The 18,397-nt window shown below is 48.3% G+C and carries 19 protein-coding genes; 14 read left to right on the top strand and 5 right to left on the bottom strand.

All coding sequences use genetic code 11. The annotated features are described in order from the left end of the window. Positions 1-116 precede the first annotated feature (116 nt). From ADU24_RS16630 to ADU24_RS16615, 4 genes are read right to left on the bottom strand one after another with little or no spacing between them, the layout of a single operon-like run. Complete coding sequence (locus tag ADU24_RS16630) at positions 117-1,148, bottom strand: ABC transporter ATP-binding protein (protein ID WP_269432241.1); 1,032 nt, start codon at positions 1,146-1,148, stop codon at positions 117-119. Further along, a complete protein-coding gene (locus tag ADU24_RS16625) occupies positions 1,145-2,167 on the bottom strand; it encodes an ABC transporter ATP-binding protein (protein WP_053367667.1) in 1,023 nt (340 codons plus the stop codon). The genes ADU24_RS16630 and ADU24_RS16625 overlap by 4 nt, the downstream gene beginning before the upstream one ends. A 13-nt stretch (positions 2,168-2,180) precedes the next feature. Then, positions 2,181-3,104, bottom strand: coding sequence for an ABC transporter permease (locus tag ADU24_RS16620; RefSeq protein ID WP_053367666.1), 924 nt, complete (start codon positions 3,102-3,104; stop codon positions 2,181-2,183). Between the two features lie 18 nt (positions 3,105-3,122). Beyond that, positions 3,123-4,022: an ABC transporter permease gene (locus tag ADU24_RS16615; protein WP_053367665.1), complete on the bottom strand. Its 900-nt coding sequence runs from the start codon at positions 4,020-4,022 to the stop codon at positions 3,123-3,125. A 393-nt stretch (positions 4,023-4,415) separates the two neighbouring features. Here ADU24_RS16615 and ADU24_RS16610 point away from each other — a divergent pair, with 393 nt between their 5' ends. The 12 genes from ADU24_RS16610 to ADU24_RS16560 all read left to right on the top strand — a co-directional run bounded on the left by ADU24_RS16610 (position 4,416) and on the right by ADU24_RS16560 (position 16,155). Then, the gene (locus tag ADU24_RS16610; protein WP_053367664.1) at positions 4,416-6,002 is read left to right on the top strand and encodes a glutathione ABC transporter substrate-binding protein; all 1,587 of its coding nucleotides are present in this window, start codon (positions 4,416-4,418) and stop codon (positions 6,000-6,002) included. 917 nt (positions 6,003-6,919) lie between these two features. After that, positions 6,920-7,591, top strand: coding sequence for a hypothetical protein (locus ADU24_RS16605; RefSeq protein ID WP_156324608.1), 672 nt, complete (start codon positions 6,920-6,922; stop codon positions 7,589-7,591). Positions 7,592-7,851: 260 nt separating this feature from the next. Continuing rightward, positions 7,852-8,748, top strand: coding sequence for a heme o synthase (cyoE, locus tag ADU24_RS16600; RefSeq protein WP_053367662.1), 897 nt, complete (start codon positions 7,852-7,854; stop codon positions 8,746-8,748). 51 nt (positions 8,749-8,799) lie between these two features. Next, positions 8,800-9,117 carry a hypothetical protein gene (locus ADU24_RS16595; RefSeq protein ID WP_053367661.1) on the top strand — a complete coding sequence of 106 codons (318 nt, stop codon included), beginning with the start codon at positions 8,800-8,802 and terminating at the stop codon, positions 9,115-9,117. Positions 9,118-9,552: 435 nt separating this feature from the next. Next, complete coding sequence (locus ADU24_RS23105) at positions 9,553-9,690, top strand: cytochrome c oxidase subunit 2A (protein WP_156324607.1); 138 nt, start codon at positions 9,553-9,555, stop codon at positions 9,688-9,690. Between the two features lie 11 nt (positions 9,691-9,701). Continuing rightward, positions 9,702-10,163, top strand: a complete 462-nt coding sequence (locus ADU24_RS16590; RefSeq protein ID WP_053367660.1) for a cytochrome c oxidase subunit II — start codon at positions 9,702-9,704, stop codon at positions 10,161-10,163. A 16-nt stretch (positions 10,164-10,179) separates the two neighbouring features. Next, positions 10,180-11,859, top strand: a complete 1,680-nt coding sequence (locus ADU24_RS16585; RefSeq protein ID WP_053367659.1) for a cbb3-type cytochrome c oxidase subunit I — start codon at positions 10,180-10,182, stop codon at positions 11,857-11,859. Between the two features lie 271 nt (positions 11,860-12,130). Then, complete coding sequence (locus ADU24_RS16580; protein ID WP_053368976.1) at positions 12,131-12,760, top strand: SCO family protein; 630 nt, start codon at positions 12,131-12,133, stop codon at positions 12,758-12,760. Then, positions 12,760-13,317 carry a hypothetical protein gene (locus tag ADU24_RS16575; protein ID WP_197277521.1) on the top strand — a complete coding sequence of 186 codons (558 nt, stop codon included), beginning with the start codon at positions 12,760-12,762 and terminating at the stop codon, positions 13,315-13,317. The genes ADU24_RS16580 and ADU24_RS16575 overlap by 1 nt, the downstream gene beginning before the upstream one ends. 401 nt (positions 13,318-13,718) lie before the next feature. After that, positions 13,719-14,957: a GTPase family protein gene (locus tag ADU24_RS16570; RefSeq protein ID WP_053367657.1), complete on the top strand. Its 1,239-nt coding sequence runs from the start codon at positions 13,719-13,721 to the stop codon at positions 14,955-14,957. A 259-nt stretch (positions 14,958-15,216) separates the two neighbouring features. Further along, positions 15,217-15,483 (top strand): hypothetical protein, encoded by a 267-nt coding sequence (locus tag ADU24_RS16565; RefSeq protein WP_197277520.1) that lies wholly within the window; start codon positions 15,217-15,219, stop codon positions 15,481-15,483. 63 nt (positions 15,484-15,546) lie between these two features. Next, the gene (locus tag ADU24_RS16560; RefSeq protein WP_053367655.1) at positions 15,547-16,155 is read left to right on the top strand and encodes a nucleotidyltransferase family protein; all 609 of its coding nucleotides are present in this window, start codon (positions 15,547-15,549) and stop codon (positions 16,153-16,155) included. A gap of 142 nt (positions 16,156-16,297) precedes the next feature. On the opposite strand, the gene ADU24_RS16555 is transcribed toward ADU24_RS16560, so the two are convergent. Beyond that, positions 16,298-16,537 (bottom strand): hypothetical protein, encoded by a 240-nt coding sequence (locus ADU24_RS16555; protein WP_053367654.1) that lies wholly within the window; start codon positions 16,535-16,537, stop codon positions 16,298-16,300. 305 nt (positions 16,538-16,842) lie between these two features. Between ADU24_RS16555 and ADU24_RS16550 the strand changes: the two genes are divergently transcribed. After that, complete coding sequence (locus ADU24_RS16550) at positions 16,843-17,700, top strand: DUF6544 family protein (protein WP_053367653.1); 858 nt, start codon at positions 16,843-16,845, stop codon at positions 17,698-17,700. A gap of 174 nt (positions 17,701-17,874) precedes the next feature. Then, positions 17,875-18,357 (top strand): hypothetical protein, encoded by a 483-nt coding sequence (locus ADU24_RS16545; RefSeq protein ID WP_053367652.1) that lies wholly within the window; start codon positions 17,875-17,877, stop codon positions 18,355-18,357. The last annotated feature ends 40 nt before the right edge of the window (positions 18,358-18,397 follow it).

Genomic DNA, 18,397 nt, shown 5'->3' with positions numbered 1-18,397 from the left:
TATCCCAGTCAGGTGCCTGGCAACCGCCAAGAGGTACCAATCAGGACATTTGCCGTCCCCTATTGCGTACTTGGCACTACAATTCTTAGTTTTCCTAACTTCTCCCTAGAACAAAATTAATAGTTTGCCGGAACCGTCCCAAAGTCAATCTGCCCGTTTTCGACGAGGTGGCAGGCGGAGCTGTGGGATTTGCCGTCCACGCTATACAGCTTAGGTTCTTCGGTGCGGCACCGGTCGAATGCGAACGGGCACCGTGTATGGAAACGGCATCCTTGCGGCGGGTCGATCGGGGATGGGACGTCGCCTTTCAGGATGATTCGTTCACGCTTTTGTTCGAGATTCGTGCTTGGAATCGCCGACAGCAGGGCAATTGTATACGGGTGCTGGGGGTTTTCGAACAGCGACTTTTTATCGGCGATTTCAACAATTTTCCCAAGATACATGACGATGATGCGGTCCGAGATATGGCGGACAACGCCAAGGTCATGGGAAATGAATAAATACGTCAGCTGAAATTTTCGCTGCAAATCTTTTAACAAATTCAGGACTTGAGCCTGGATCGACACGTCGAGCGCCGAGACAGCCTCATCGCAAATGACAAGTTTCGGATTGACGGACAATGCCCTGGCAATCCCGATCCGCTGCCGTTGCCCGCCGCTGAACTCGTGCGGATAGCGGTCCATCTGATGCATGCCGATGCCGACTGTCTGCAGCAGGTCGGCGATTTTCTGCCTCCGCTCCTTTGGCGGGACAACATTTTGGATTTGGAGCGCCTCCTCCAAAATCTGGCTGACCGTTTGCCTAGGGTTCAGCGACGCGTAAGGATCCTGGAAGATAATCTGTAGGTCCTGCCGCTTTTTCCTCATCTCCTCCTTGCTCAATGAAAGCAAATCTTCGCCATTGAAGATTACTTCACCGGCATAGGGGTTGTCGAGGCGGAGGATGGCTCTGCCTGTCGTCGACTTTCCGCAGCCGGATTCGCCGACAATGCTGACGGTTTCGCCTTCCTGGACAGTGAAGCTAATGTCATCGACGGCCCTGACATAGTTGACGGTCCGCCCGAAAATGCCACCCTTGATAGGAAAGTATTGTTTAAGGTTCTTAACCTCGAGCAATGTTTTCACAGCCGCTGGCGCACTCATACTCATGGCAGCYGGACCTCCTCTCTTTGTTCCTCCCACTTTTCACTGTACATCCAGCAGCGAACCTGGCCGCCGTCCCCGGTTTCAAGCAAATCCGGCAATTCATCGTTGCAAAGCCCGCGCGCATGGGGGCATCTCGGCGCAAATCGGCAGCCCTTCGGCAAGTTGAACGGGCTTGGAACCGATCCGGGGATCACCGCGAGGTCGCCTTCATAGTCCTCGTCGTGTTTTGGTACGGAATTCAGCAGCCCGACTGTATACGGATGCTTCGGGTTTGTGAAAATAGCCTTCACATCCGCGTATTCCACGACCTTTCCGCAATACATGACCGCAACCTTGTCGCACATTTCGGCGACGACGCCGAGGTCATGGGTTATAATCATCAAGGATGTCCCGAGCTTTTCCTGCAATTGCTTGATCAATTCAAGAATCTGAGCCTGGATTGTCACATCAAGCGCTGTCGTCGGCTCATCGGCAATCAACAGCTCCGGGTTACAGGCGAGCGCAATCGCAATCATCACGCGCTGCCGCATCCCTCCCGACAATTCAAACGGAAACTGCTTCACCCGCTTTTCAGGAGAAGGAATCCCGACATGGCGCAGCATATCGATCGCTTTTACCCAAGCTTCCCGCCGTGAAATCTTTTGGTGAATGCGGATCGATTCGGCAATCTGCTCGCCGCACGTCATTGTCGGATTGAGTGATGTCATCGGCTCCTGGAAAACCATCGATATATTGTTCCCGCGGATGGCCATCATCTGCTTTTTTGATTTAGTGATAAGGTTTTCCCCTTTAAACAGTATTTCCCCGTCGACTATTTTCCCGGTCGATTCATCAATCAGCCTAAGAATCGAAAGGGAGGTAATGCTTTTCCCCGAGCCGGATTCTCCTACAATGCCGAGCGTTTTCCCTTTTTCGATTGAAAAATCAACGCCGTCAACTGCTTTCACTTCCCCTTCATCCGTAAAAAAGGAGGTGCGCAGATTTTTAACTTCGAGTATGTTATCTTTTTTTGAAAAAGCCATGCGAACAGCCTCCTTAGTTCAATTCAATGCGTTTATTGATCAGCCTGTACGTAATGTCGACGAGGAAGTTTACAAACACAAACAGTACGGCACACACGAGAATCGTGCCTTGCACCATCGGAAAATCATGGGCGCGGATCGAATCAATAATCAGGCGGCCAAGCCCATTAATCGCAAAAACGGTTTCGGTAATGACAGCGCCGCCAAGCAGGCCGCCAAACTGCAAGCCGACAACGGTTACAACCGGAATGAGTGCATTGCGCAATGCATGTTTGTAAACGACAAGCCGGTCACTGACTCCTTTCGAATAGGCGGTCCGGATATAATCCTGGTTCAGGACTTCAAGCATGCTGGAGCGCGTCATCCGGGCAATGATTGCCGCGCCGCCGGTCCCAAGCGTAATCGCAGGGAGAATGATGTGCTCGAGCGCACCCCAGCCGGCGACGGGAAGCCAGCCCAAATTGACTGAGAACAAATAAATTAGCATGACGCCGAGCCAAAAGTTCGGCATCGACAGCAGGATTAACGCAATGAGCATTATGCTCACATCCGCAACCGAATATTTCTTTGTCGCGGAGATAATGCCCGCAATCAGGCCGAATACGACCGCCGCCAATGTTCCGACTACAGCAAGCTGGACGGTGATCGCAAAGCGGGAATTGAAAATTTCATCTGTGACCGGCCGGGAAGTCCGGATTGAATTGCCAAGATCGCCCTGGATGGCATCGCCAATATACTTTATATACTGAATATGAATCGGGTCATTCAAGCCGAGTTTCTCGCGCATTTTTTCAATCTGCTCCGGATTGGCGTTTTCTCCCGCCATAATTTTCGCGGGATCACCGGGAATGAGGTGCATCATCAAAAATACCGCCAGCGTAACCCCGATCATGACGGGGATTGTTTGAACAAGTCGTCGTAGGATGAAAATGAACATGCGGTTCACCTTCCTTTCTTATTTTTTCGTTTTCGGGTCAAGTGCATCACGCAGGCCGTCCCCAAACAGGTTGAAGCCAACGACGATGAGCAAAATGAACAGCCCCGGGAACAGCGTGATATGCGGTGCCTGGCGAATATAGGAACGCCCCTGGCTCAGCATCGTTCCCCATTCCGGATCGGGCGGCCGCGTTCCCATTCCTAGGAAGGAGAGCGCCGCGGCCGTGATGATCGCCGATGCGATATACAGTGTCGACTGGACGATGATCGGCGAGAGGATATTCGGCAGGATGTGCCTGAAAATAATCCTAGAATCTTTTGCCCCCATCGCTTTAATGGCGTCTATGTATTCAAGCTTTTTTACACCAAGGGTCGAGCCCCTTACAATCCTTGCAAAAGTTGGCACCGCAAAAAACGCGACCGCGATAATGACGTTCGTCGTGCTTGCACCAAGGACGCTAACAATCGCAAGCGCCAAAAGGATGCCCGGGAATGCGAGGAGCACATCACAAAACCTCATAATAAGGGAATCGATCCATCGTCCGTAATAGCCGGAAACGATCCCGAGCACAATCCCAACAGTTGCGCCAAGCAATGTCGACAGGATTCCAACGGTAAGGGAAATCCGCGACCCCCATAGGAGGCGGCTGAGGATATCCCGCCCTTTATCATCCGTCCCAAGCCAGTGTTCGGCGGACGGACCCTGTAATTTATTCACGATGTTCATTTTCAAAGGATCATAGGGTGCTATGATCGGAGCCAAAATCGCTAGCAACACGAAAACAAGCACGATAAACGCACCTGCCAACGCGGCCTTGTTTTTGGCAAGCTTGCGGTAAAACGTCTTCCATGAAGCAGGACGGGCCGTCTCGGTTACGACCGGAATACCTGCTGAAGGTTGAAGTGGCGCATCATTCATTTTCCATACCTACCTTTCTCTGTAATAAAAGTAATTTTTGTAATGTTTACACATTTAGTAACATAATAGCGACACATTAAGAATTTTACAAATGTTTGTATAATTAAATAATATTTGCTTAAATTGGTGTAACCTTTCCAGTCAATCGGCGACTAATGCCATAGGGCGGCCTATAGGCAGGTCTTTTTTTAAAAAAAGCTCTATTAAACTACGTTGTCGTTGTCCAATCAATCAGCAAAAATTTCCTCCGGTTTTTAAAATTCGCATTTGGTAAATTGGTATTAAATGGTATGATTTTACATAAATGTATATATTTGTTGATTATTTTTAATTTTTAAATTATTATAAACGGAACTTGGGTTTACCCAAGGAAAAATACAAGGGGGTATGAAAATGAAAGCAAAAAAGAATATTTTCTTGCTGCTCATGCTGGCATTCACGCTCGTTTTGGCAGCGTGCAGCGGGGACAGCGCATCAGGCAAGAAAAAGAAGCAAGGCGGGGGGGATAACACACAAACTCCAGCTGTCCAGGATGGCGGCGAGCTCGTATTTGTAACTCCATCCGACGCGCCAACACTTGACCCGCATGGCAAAAATGACACTGCCACAACAAACGCAACAACCCAGATTTTCGATCGCTTGACCGAGTATGATGAAGATGGAAAAGTGGTTCCTTCGCTTGCGGAGGAATTTAATACTGTTAACGATACGACATGGGAATTCAAGCTTCGAAAAGGCGTCAAATTCCACGACGGAACTGACTTCAATGCCGATGCTGTGAAAATGAGCATTGAGAGGCTCATTGATCCTGAATTCGCTTCACCGCGGGCTGTCGTCCTGAACATGATCAAGGAAGTGGTTGTCGTTGATGACCATACTGTCCAATTCAAGACAGAAAAGCCATTCGCGCCACTGCCGGCCCACCTGGCACATAACGCAGGTTCCATCATCGCTCCTTCTGCAATTGAAGAAGAAAAGAGCGGCGGCAAGAAAGTGGATGAAAACCCGGTTGGCACGGGACCGTTCAAATTTGATTCCTGGAACCGCGGAGCAGAAATCAAATTCGTCCGCAACGATGATTACTGGGGAGAAAAGGCGAAACTTGACTCCATTGTTTTCAAGGTAATCCCTGAACAGGCCACACGCGTTGCGATGCTTGAGGCAGGCGAAGCACATGTCATGCTCGTTGGCTCCTCCGATGTTACTCACGTTGAGGGCCTTGCTGGCATCGAGCTTGACCGTGTAAAGGGAACCCGTATGGATTATGTAGGCTTCAACATGAAGAAAAAGCCGTTTGACAATGTGAAAGTCCGCCAGGCGATTGCAATGGCGATCAATAAAGATGATATCGTCCAGGGTATCCTTGACGGCCAGGGTGTTGCCGCAGTTGGCCCGCTCGCTCCAACTGTCGTGGGGAACTCCCAGGATTTGAAGCCGCTTGAATACGATGTGGATGCCGCGAAAGAATTGCTAGCAGAAGCCGGTTTCCCTGATGGCTTCAAAACGACTCTTTATGTGAACGAAGGAAGCAAGGAGCGCTCCGACATTGCTGAATTGGTCCAGGCGCATCTTGGTGAAATCGGCATCGAAGTTTCCATCGAAATTATTGAGTGGGGCGCATTCCTTGAAAAGACAGGAAAGGGTGACCATGAAATGTTCGTCCTTGGATGGACAACGGTAACAGGAGACGCCGACTACGGCCTGTATGCCCTGTTCCACTCGTCCATGCATGGCGACCCAGGAAACCGCGCGTTTTACGCTAACAAGAAGGTCGATGAACTCCTTGATAAAGGCCGCACATCAACCGATCAAGACGAAAGGAACGCTGCTTATAAAGAAGTATCCCAGCTCGTCATCGATGAAGCACCAATGGTCTACCTGCAGCACCCTGACTTCGTCCACGGCATGAACGGCATCGACGGCCTATTCGTCAACTTCAGCGGCACACCATTCTTCCACAACGTCGCCCTAACAAAATAAGAGCGGACAAGGTGAAGATGTAAGGTGCTGGCACCATAGTAGAGGTAGCAAAAAAGCAATAAAAATTTTGTATGCGATAAATAGATGCAATAAGTAAACCACCCCCAAAGCTGGTGATTTTACCAGGCTGGGGGTGGTTTTGCTTGTTTGCCGAATTTAGTTTTTTTGGCTTTCAGTGGAATTTCTCACTAACCTCTCTTTTATAAATTGAAAATTTTTTAACGATAAGCTAACAATCAGTTGCTGTTTAGGCACTACATCTTCCTTTAGTGACCAAAGGACTGGTTATCTACAATTGTTCGGTCTCTAAGTTGTCCTTTAGAGCCCGAAGCACTGGCTGCCCACTGCTATTCGGTTATTAAGTTGTCCTTTAGAGCCCGAAGCACCGGCTGCCCGTTGCTGTTCGGTCACTAAGTAGTCCTTTAGAACCCGAAGCACCGGCTGCCCGTTGCTGTTCGGTCACTAAGTAGTCCTTTAGTGCCCAAAACACCGGCTTTCAGTTGTTGCTCGGTCACTAAGTCAATCATGGACAGGGCTTCTTTAGATTAGAACGTATATTTTTATAGAAGAAACACGTCAATTCTCCCAAATTTATTGATAAGATAGAATCGAAAATTATTTTTTGAAAATATGGAAAACTCTGCTGTCATAAGCTGAGGAAAATGGTAAAATTAAGAATAGTTTTATTTTTGATGAAGAGGGGTGAAATTGGCCATCGGAAGGCTTCAATCTAAATGCCCGAAGCGCCGATTTTCTATCATTCATTATTTCAAAAGCAAGAATACATAGAAGCTTTGAAAGATTGATATCTTATTTGGAGCGCCAGTTGTTTTTTAAAATAAAGAAACATTCACTTGCGGCGCAATTCTCTTTCAGGATTTATGACTCTATTTACTTACAGGAAGGAAGAAAAGTGCGTGAGAAATCTACTATATTGTTTAATGGTTTTGTTGGTGCTGGCGGGTTGCAGCGAGAAAGAAGGGAAGCAGCCTGTGTCTGTGAATAATAATCAAACGGAAAGCGAAGGTGGAGAAGAAGGAGGGCTAAGCGGCCTCCCGGCAAGTGTCAAACTTGACTCCTATTCTACATTAAATAGCTTGAAGCTCGATGATTTTATTTTGGTAACGAACCGCGTGTATGACCGAGTTTATGAAGAAATGGCTGCAGGAAAAGATATTCCGAGAGTATTGATTGGAAACTATGAAACAATGAGCGAAATGTTTACAATTCAGATTATGGAAGGCCTTGATTTTACAGGGATGCTAAATGAGGACGGTACGGTGAACATGGTCACCCTCGTCAAGAAGCATTTTGCCGACGACGTGACTGACAAGGATGAACTCGAGCAAAAAGAAGCAATCAATGCCCAGTACGACATTTTGAAAAAGACGTTAATCAGCTCAGCCACCCCTAAAGCGACTGCTGAAGACATCAAGGCGATTGAGGAAGGCCTTAACAAGACCGCGGAACAGAAAATAGATGAGCCAACCTTCTCTTATAAAGGAATCACCTACACGGAAGCAACCGACATAAGCGACGCGGAAAACCCGCAAGTCTACTTCTTCATCACGCCTGAATCCGGGGAATAAACGAACTTTCGCGCCCGCAATAGGGTGTAAATCAAATAGGTATGTGCTGAAATTGGTGCAGGGTACCCTCATGGGAGAGGGCCAGGCACCTTTTTCATTTAGTGCGAAATTGGCAAAAAAAAGGTCCCGCCTTGGTGCCTGGCACCGATTGAAGGCACCAATCGAAAGCACCGTGTTGAAGGTACCTTTAAAAACGGACGCGGCGTTTCCGGAAAAGTGGTAAAATAGTGGTAGTTTATTTAGGTTGGGAGTTTTGCGTGATGGCTGCTGAGTATGGTGGGATATCGATGTTTTGGCGGGATGTGCGTTCGCTGTTTAAGGGTCCGGTGCTGGTGGTAAATGTGCTGCCTGTTTTTACGGGTTTTTGGCTGGCGCTGTTTTTCAATGGTTATTCTTTCGCTGACCATTCGGGTATTTTTGCGTTGACGATGCTTGGGAGCACGTTGCTGATGGGCGGGGCTCTGGTTATCAACAACTGGTACGATGTCGACATCGATACGATTATGGAGCGAACGAAGAAACGCCCAACAGTGACAGGGCATTTTTCGCTAAAATCAGTCCTGATTACCGGAATCGCTTTGTCGGTTATCGGACAGGTACTCCTGCTTTTCACGACATTTGAAGCCGCAATTTACGGCTTCATCGGCTGGTTCATGTATGTCTTCCTGTACACGATGTGGTCGAAGCGGCGGTATACGCTGAACACGGTCATCGGCAGCGTCTCAGGAGCAGTGTCGCCAATGATTGGGTGGACCGCGATTGACTCGGGTTTTCAGCTCGTTCCAATTATCCTGTTCCTGATCCTTTTTATATGGCAAATGCCGCATACATTTGCGATTGCCATCCGGAAATACGACGAATACAAAGCGGCCAAGGTCGCGATGCTTCCGGTCGTGTACGGCTTGAAGCCGACAAAACGGCAAATCTTTGTTTACGTTTTATGCCTGCTTCCATTGCCGCTCTATTTAACATCGCTAGGCGGTTTATTCGTCCTCATTGCGATGCTGCTGAACCTCGGCTTCCTGGCAGTCGCTATCCTTGGCTTTTATGCAAAAGATGACATAAAATGGGCGCGTGTTCTCTTTCTTTATTCGGTCAACTACATTACAATCATTTACCTTCTGGCAATCGTAGTGACATTGCCGGCGTTCGCGTAAGGGGATTGGCCCGCAGCAGCGAAAAAATGAGAGGCCCGAGGGGGAAGCAGGGTGTTTGTTAAAGTATATGAATACCATATCCAACCGGACAAAATCGACGAATATTTAAGCATTCAAAAAAAAGCCTCGGAGATGTATAGCAAATTCGTTGATGTACAAACAATCTATCTTCAGAGCAAGGTGGATCATACGAAGTGGCTTGAAATTTCTACGTATACAAACGAAAGTGAGTATACTAAAGCCATGTCTCTCCTCAATGAACAGAAAGAGATTATGGAGCTTTTTGAAAAGTTTACCTCTCTCCAGGTTGAGGGGATGAAGAACATTAAGGAAGAAGATTTTACTTATGTTAAAATTTCCGGCCAGTGATATAGCCTTTATAAGGAGTAAAGGGAAACCGCTATATGGTTTCCCTTTTTGTATGCCCGCTTTTTCTTTTCGTGTTTCCTATAAATTGTCTAGCTATCACCGCCTGTAAACTTTTCCGTTCCACTTCCCCTGCTCAGCTGCGAATTCTCAATTAGGTCCCATTCAGGAATTGTTCACCAATTTGTCACGATATCTTTTTCGGCAGTTTTCTTTTTCATTCCCGATGATTCGCATACCTCTATAAACTGCAAAACCCTGTCAGGGTAAGGTTTCCAACGCTATGCTTTACGCGTGCAGAGAACCAAGTGTGAACATTCGACAGGTGCGGGGGCCAACTTTTCCAAGAAGAGGGGTTGGGGTGTGATTCAGTTCACGCTGTTGATTCTCATTCGCAATTAAGATGGAGGTAARAAAAAGTGAAGGGGCTGGTTTACGGTGAGTGCAATGAAGGAGAAGGCGAACAAGGGCAAGGGGACTTCGATGGTGGGGACGTTCATTTCGCTTGGGGTTGTTGGCGGCGTGATTTTACTGACTTATTTTGTACTATTCGGCCTGTTTATGGCCAGGTATTAGGGGGAGCTAACATGCATCGTTCGGAGAAGGTTTGGCTGGCATTGAGTTTCGGGATGATTATGGGGTTTATGATTTTGACGGGGTATCAGACGTTCGCGCTGGAGATGGGGCCGCCGAGCGCCAAAGAAACGATTGATCCGCAGCGGGTCGATGAAATTGCGCCATTCGATCAGCCAGGCGTGAAGCAGGTAGGCGAGAACGAATATGAAGTCGTGATGACGCTGCAGGCGTTCAGCTTTACCCCTGCGAAAATCGAGGTTCCCGCAGGTGCGAAGGTGACGTTTATTTTGACATCAAAGGATGTTGTGCACGGGTTTGAGGTTGCGGAAACGAATATCAATGCGATGGTCGTGCCGGGGCATATCCAAAGGATCACCCAGGTTTTTGAAAAAGCGGGCGACTATCTTGTTTTGTGCAACGAATATTGCGGGGCGGGCCACCAGGTGATGGCTACGACAATTACGGTGAAATAAAGGGGGGCAGCGGAAAATGGCTACAGTATTGGCTAACTCGTTTAAAGAAAAGGCAAACAAGGCTCTTGGCATCAACTCAAAGGACGCGCTATTATCGAAATCATACATTTTTGTCGCATTCATGGCCTTGCTCGTCGGCGGATTTTTGGGGTTGCTGCAGGGATTGAATCGGGCGGGAATTCTTGAGCTTCCGACATGGTTCAACTATTATCAGGTGCTGACGGCACACGGAATTTTATTGATTCTTGTCCTGACAGCGTTTTTCACCATCGGTTATTTCTACGCGGCGATGTCCCATACATTGGGCGGGCTGCTTCCGAAAGTCAGGAAGATGGCGTGGATCGGCTTTGGGCTGAAAATGTTCGGGTTCGTGATGGCGGTGATTCCGATTTTGCTGAACAAGGCTTCGGTCATGTTCACGTTCTATCCGCCGATGGCCGCGTCTCCGTGGTTCTACATCGGGCTCGTGTTCATTGTGCTCGGCGTTTGGATGTGCGCGTTCGGCTGGTTTGTGCAGGTCGCAACCTGGAGGAAGCAGCATAAAGGGCAGCACGTTCCGATACTCGCTTACTTTGGAACAGGCGTGTTTATCCTCTTGTTCTTCAGTTCGATTCCGGTTGCAATCGAAGTGTTCATGATTATTCCGTGGGCATTCGGCTGGGTAAAAACAATCAATGTCATGCTCTCAAGGACGCTGTTCTGGGCATTCGGGCATACGCTCGTGAACATCTGGTATTTGACAGCGACATCAGCCTGGTACGTGGTTGTGCCAAAATTGATGGGCGGCAGGCGCTGGAGCGATACGCTTACCCGGGTGGTCATCATTTCCCTTGTGGTGATGAACATAACTGGAGGCTTCCACCACCAGATCGTCGACCCTGGCATCTCTGAATCAATTAAATTCATGCACGTGTTCATGAGCCTTGCGATTGGTTTCCCATCGTTGATGACTGCTTACGCTCTGTTCGCGGTTTTCGAAAGGACGGCAAGGCAGAATGGGGGCAAGGGGCTTCTTGGCTGGTATAAAAAAATGCCATGGGGCGATGTGCGCTTCCTTGCTCCATTCATCGCGATGGCGGCGTTCATACCGGCTGGCGCTGGCGGGATTGTGCAGAGTACGAACCAGCTGAATCAGGTCGTCCACAATACGATGTGGGTTGTCGGGCACTTCCATTTGACGCTTGGCATGACAGTGGCGATGACGTTCTTCGGCATCAGCTACTGGCTCGTTCCGTATCTATCCGGCAGGGTGCTGACTCGCGGGATGAACAAGCTTGGCTTGATCCAGACATGGGTCTGGACGATCGGCATGACGTTGATGGCGTTCGCGATGCACTACCTCGGATTGATGGGTTCGCCTAGAAGGACGTCCTTCACAACATATGGCGACCATGCGACAGCAATCGGCTGGAATCCGTATCTCGCTTTGCTTGCAATTGGCGGCACGCTGCTGATTATCGGGGTTTTGCTCCAGGTATATGCTGTAATTAATATGATGTTCTTCGCTCCGAAAGGCGACACAGAATTCCCGATTGCCGAGGAGGAAGAGAATGCTTCAAAAACGCCTTACTGGACAGAGCGCTGGGGCATCTGTATCGTTGTGATGCTCATCGTGGTCGGCATGGCGTATGTCATCCCGCTGACGGAGTTTATTGTAAATGCGCCTCCGGGATCGCCGCCGTTCAGGACGTGGTAGGGGATTGAGGTTTGGGCTGTTCCTGGTAACGCGGTAGGTTGAGGGGTTTGGATGGTTCGCAGTGTGTGGAGGGTAGTTGGGGTTTGATGGTTCGCGGTGTGCGGAGGGGAGATGTGGTTCGGGCTGGCGCACATGGCTCGTGGGAATTTTCGCTGGGCCGTGTGTGTGGCTTGCGCACTGGTGGCATAGACCCATAGGGTTTTTCAAAAAAGAGCGGGTTTGGCGTTCGGTTGTTTTTGCCAGGGGATTACACTGGATGGAAGTGGTTTTCATGAAGAAGCTTGGAAGGAATACGTGGGCGTGTGTCGTGGTGCTGCTGTTCGGGGTTGTGCTGTTCTATGTGGGGACGGACGGTTTCCGGGCGTTTACGGCAGAGGATGCGCGGGTTGAGCGGTTGAAGGCGGATAAACCTGCGTTTCCGGGTGTGACGCTTGAGGACAGCATGGGGCGGACGTACCCGTTCTCAGAGTTTAAAGGGAAGCATGTGTTCATTACGTTCCTCTATACTAGCTGCGGGACGGTTTGCCCTGAGCTGGAGAGGAATATGGGCGAGGTGTACACGAAGCTGCCGGAGCGCTATTTAGGGAAGGAGATTGTGTTTTTGAGCATCAGTTTCGACCCGGAGCGTGATACTCCTGAGAGGCTCGATAAGTACAAGAACATGTTCGATAGCGATGGGGAGACTTGGCGGATGGCGCGGATTGCGGACCAGGCGGAGCTCGATTCGCTGCTGAAGGAGTTTGGCGTAATCGTGATTCCTGATGGGGAAGGGAATTTTGCTCATAACTCTGCGTTTTACCTAGTCGACCCAGAGGGCAATTTGGCTGACGTGATGGATTACAAGCTGACGGACGAGGCGGCTCGGAAGGTTCTTGGGATCCTTGGGAAGGGGGAGAAGTGATGAAACAGGGAGTGTACGGTTTATTGCTGCTCGTGGCTCTGGCGCTTCCTCCGGTCGCCGGGTTCATGGAGTCAATCATGATTGTCCATATGCACATGCAGATGCCGCTGCTCATTGTTTCCGGCTTCTTTATTGGACGGTACGTCTTGGACCGGTTCCCGGACTTTTTTGAAAAATGGGATGAGAACGGGGTTCCGGGGATTTTATTGTTCGTGGTGGTTATAGGGTATTGGATGCTGCCACGGGCGATGGATGAAGCGCTCACGGTTCAGGTTGTCGAGGTTTTTAAATTTATTAGTTTGCCGCTGTTGGCCGGGGTTCCGTTGCGGGATAGCTGGGGGAAGCTTTCAGGGCTCGGGCGGAAGGTGGTTATTGTTTTTTTTACGGCGCTGTTTGTCGCGATGGGCTGGTTGTATATCATGGCGCCTGACAATTTGTGCAATAGCTACCTGGTGATCGATCAGGTTATCCTCGGCTGGGGGTATATCGCCACCGCGTTGGCATTTATCGTTTATTTGGCGTATACCTTCTTCATCAATCCGGAAGATTATGAATAGGTAATGCGTTAATGAACGCTGCGGTGCCATTCGTATCAATTACTTTTTAGGTCCTGGCGGGTGTGCCGGGGCTTTTTTGCGTGTAGGAAAAAGTTCGCAAGGATCCTGCTACTCGCAGCTATTCGGAAAATCACGGCGAACGAGTCGGAATTCTTTTCCGACCATACCAATAATGCCGAATTGCCCAATAATAATGCCGAATTGCCCAATAATAATGCCGGAAACCCGTATTCTTTTAGAACCACTGTACCGGTCTTTCGAAATTGCCACTCCAACAAAGGGGTATGAGGGTTTTGTTTTAGGGTATGGTGTTTATGTGGTTTATCGTCTAGGAGTTGTTTTGAAACATTTTTAAATTCAAAACGTTAATAATAAGAGTCAAAGCCGGGAGGGGATTGTGGATGGACAACGGGAAGGATGAACGGATTAAACAAATAGATGAGTTAATTAAGTCGATTTACGATGGCCTGGTCGTATCGAAGCTTCCGGAGGTTTTGAAGAGAAAGATTCGCGGGGAGCTCGAGCAGCTGAAATTATTCACATTGAATGCCAGGCCTGCCCGGATTGCGATTGTTGGGCGCAGGGGGGCAGGAAAATCGAGCTTGATCAATGCCATCTTTGGTGAGATGCGTGCGGAAATCGGTGACGTGAAAGCCAGAACCGGGATGGGGAAATGGCACATATATGAATCGGAAGCTGGGAACCTTGAAATCCTTGACACGCGGGGACTAGGGGAAGCAGACCGCCCCGAAGAGGAATTTTCATATGCCACCGCAATGGAAGAGGTCCAGGCGTCGATTCGGGAAAAATGCCCGGATGCGATTCTATTTTTAAGCAAAGCAAAGGAAGTAAGTTCGAGAATAGATGAGGATATAAAACAGCTTGCAGAGCTGCGAAAAATGATCGAGGCTGAGCATCAGTATTCTATCCCGGTTATCGGCGTCGTCACTCAGGTAGACGAGCTTAGCCCGAAGTCGGTGGATAAACCACCGTTTGACGATGAAGTGAAGCAGAAGAACATTGCCGAAGCGGTCGAAGTGCTGGCTGCAAAGCTTGAAGCTGGGGTTTCAGCGCCCGTTAAAGTAATTCCGGTCAGCTCCTATATGGAATTCGAAGGCGGTGAGATTGTCTACGACATTCGCTGGAACGTGGATGTACTGCTCGATTACTTGATTGAGCAGCTGCCCAATGAGGCGCAAATGATTCTCGCAAAATTGTCCAAGATTAAATCGATCCAAAAAAAACTGGCCAGGAGGATTGGGAAAAGCGTCGCGGGAATAACCGGCGCAATCGGGGCGAGCCCAATCCCGGGACCTGATATCCCCATTATTACAGGACTGCAAATGGCGATGGTGACGTCAATCGGTCTGATAGGCGGAAAGAGGCTCGATAAAAAGGGCGTCGCCGAGTTTGTAAGTGCACTTGGCGTGAATGCCGCTGCTGGACTCGTTTTCAGGCAGGTCGCACGCCAGCTTCTGAAAATTATCCCGGTTGCCGGGAACGTCATCTCCGGGGCTGTCGCAACGGCTGGCACCTACGCCCTTTGCGAGGCCGCCATCGCCTACTTCATTGAAGAAAGCCCACTCGAAAACGTACGCTCAATCTACAAAACCATCTTCGAACAAAAGAAAAAAGAATAACCCTGGTGTCAGGCACTTGCCGCCTGTTAACTTTTACAACCGCTCAATTGTTTTGTTGGGCGGTTTTTTTAGGGTTTTTGTATTGTTTAAAGCCCTGTAGATGCAACGATTTTTAGACGAATTCGTCAAGTTATTTAGGAGGCGTTTCCTATGAAAAAGTTGCTGAAAGGCATGATTTGTTTTCTGGCAGTTTTTACACTGCTGTCCTGCTCCAATACGAGTTCGAGCCCCGGCGAAATTACTGTACGGAAGCTAGAGGGTGATGAAAAAATTACTTTTACAGACAAACATTCCGTCCAAAAAAATCGAGCAGGCTATCAAAAGCGCTGAGCGAGTCCCGGGCATTGTCGACGTGACTTTTGCGGATTTCCGAATGATTGCAGGCGAAGACACCTATGATTTGTGGCTTAGGGGCGACTCGGGTGCCATCATGAATTTAAAAGATACTCATACGGTCTATTCCCTGACGGCCCAATCCGCCAAAGAGCTCAATCGATTGCTTGAGCCGATGATCAGCAAACAGTAAGCTTTGAAAAATCTCCGGCTTCTGTAAAACTGTATTTAGGCAGGAAAGAGGAGTGGAAATCAATTGAACGGGACAAATGAGATTTCACCGCATACAGAAGAGGCTTTGCGGCAAAAGCTAATCGGCATCGTTGAGGGAAATAAATGGCTGCAGGAGGCTTTTTCGGCTGCCAATCATATTCTTGGGGAGTACTACATAGGTGCTGGCGCGGTCACCCAGGCGGTATGGAACGAGATTTCCGGCTACCATCCGCAGTACGGAATCGGCGACATGGACATCGTCTATTTTAACGGGGATGATTTGACCGAGGAAGGCGAAAAGTCAATTGAAACGAGAATTCAAAGCATGCTACAACCTTTTCCTTTTAAAATAGACGTCAAGAACGAGGCGAGGGTCCATTTGTGGTATGAAAAGAAGTTCGGTTACCGCATCAAGCCCTACACGTCGCTCGAGGCGGCAATTGACACATGGCCAACAACGGCGACCGCAATCGGCATCCGAAAAGATGAAAAAGGCACCTACACGGTCTATGCGCCTTATGGGCTCGGCGATATGTTTGGGATGATTGTCAGGGCGAATAAGGTCCAAATAACAAAGGAAATTTATGAAGCGAAGGCGTTTAAGTGGAAAAGCAAATGGCCCGCACTTACGGTAATCCCGTGGGAAGGCTGAACGCATACATATGATTAACAATAACTTTAAACCGATAAAGCAGCTATTCACGCGCCTGCCACACCTAAATGAAGGCAAGTCAATGCACCTGTTAGTTCTTTTTTGTAAAATAAAACTCCCTCCGGACCAGGAGGGAGTTTTCTCATGCATACGCGATGCCAGCGCGTTTAACGTTGTTAATGTCACCCGAGCTGCAAGGAGTTACCGCGTAAGTCATTTCACATTTTGGGCAATTCATGACGACTGTTTTGAGCGTAAAGACCTCGCCGCATTCACAATGGATTTCATGCTCCGTCAAAGGAGGAAGCCCTTCCTTCCCTTTTTCCTTCACATGGTCCACAACTGCCTTTCCATTAATCAAACTCGAGCATCCGCAACCCATCACACACACTCCTTATCTCAATGGTTTCCCTAACCGTAGCACAAGCCAAGGAAAAGCCATATGCCAAATATCACAGCCGCGAAAGAGTGAGACAGAAGATAGGCCGTGTATTTCACAGCTTTTCATTTGAATTTTCACTGAAACAGATAATACGCTCATTTCTCAAATAAGACAAACGTACATCCCCAGAAGCGAAACATAGCTTTCCTTTTGTCCGCACTCTCCTCCTATGACTTTTGTCGCTTAAGAAAGGTTTTCCGTTTGCTATGATAATTCTGAACGTCCTATTTGAGGAGGGGTATCACATGCAAAAGTGGAAATTGGTTTCGCTGGCTGTCGTTGCAATTATCCTCTTGGCTTTCATTGTACTCCCCAGAATCGCAAAAATAATTTTTATAAAACAGGCGGAAGAAAGCGCGAACAGTTTACTAAACGACCAAAAAGCAGTGAGTTCTGAAACCATTACTGATAATGACCTAATAGACCTTCCATCCCCGGTTCAGAAGTGGCTGCACAAATCAAATGCAGTAGGGAGAGAAAGGATTCAAACAGTCCGGTTAAAACAGGAAGGGCAAATGAGGACGAAAAAAGATGGCCCGTGGATGGCGACGAAAGCGGAGCAATACTTTACGGTGGATGAACCGGGGTTTGTTTGGATAGCCGACGTGAAGATGGCTCCGTTCGTTCACCTGTCTGGCATTGATAGCTTTAAATCTGGTAAAGGATCCATGAAAATCAAACTCTTTTCTATTTTTCCGGTGGTGGATGAGAGCGGTGCCGAGATTGACTCGGGGACCATGATGCGCTTTTTGGCAGAAATGCCGTGGTTTCCAAGCGCTGCCATGAGTCCTTATCTAAAATGGGAAGCAATTGATGGCCAATCCGCCAAAGCGACAATGACTTATAAAGGAATCTCCGTATCAGGGATCTTTACATTCAATGAAGATGGCGACATTAGCAGTTTTAGAGGAAAGCGGTACAGGGAAGTGGATGGCGAATACCAACTAAACGATTGGGGCGGACGATACAAAGGGATTAAAGAGTTTGATGGATGGAGAATCCCTGAGAAATCAAGCGTCATCTGGTTTGAAGAAGACGGGGAGTTTAATTGGTTTGAGTTAGAGATAAACGGGATTGAATATAACAAATCAGAAATTTATTAGAGAAAGGGACAGACCGAGCGTTTCATTTGACGTCAAATGAAGCAATAGGTCCGTCCCTATTCTTTTATTTTAATTCAGTTAGGAATTCACAGGAATTATTTTGTTGGTAATCAAGTGAAATTAAAAGTAAGATTTTAGATGAATAGTATAAAAATTGCAGAAAGGGTGGTCCAGTTGAGCAGGTATGTTTGCCCGGTTTGCAAGGTAGAGAATGAAGACTGCAGAAATTATTGCAAAGAGTGCGGCACATGGCTGCTAAGTAACACCTCTCCCTCAAAACGGAACAATAGCAACCCGGTTAAGGGAAGCGAGCCGGACTTCCACTATCCTCAAAGGCCGAAAATCTCCGGATGGCTGATTGTTCTTTTTACTATTGGAACCGGACTGTTTTTGTTTTTATTAACTATATCGGGCTTAAACTATCTTTATTCATTTTTAGTCTTGTACGGGCTCGTCGGCCTAGCCTTGACAATCGTATTGGCCCTCATTTTCGCATTGGCAGGGAGATTTGCATACGAAAAAAGGAATTTGGTTGTTCTACTGATGGTTTCAGTGATGTCGTTATCCGGAGGAATTGCGCTTGCGCCGGAAAAGCTGCTCACGCAAGGCTCGGTAATAGCTTCAAATGGCCAGGCGGAAATTAACCAATCAGAATAAGCAGGGGACGGATCCAGCGCTTCAATCAGAAAATTGAAAG

It is taken from the genome of Bacillus sp. FJAT-27245 (assembly GCF_001273955.1).
In the GTDB taxonomy this organism is placed as follows: Bacteria; Bacillota; Bacilli; order Bacillales; family Cytobacillaceae; genus Bacillus_D.
This window is presented reverse-complemented; position numbering and strand designations above follow the sequence as displayed.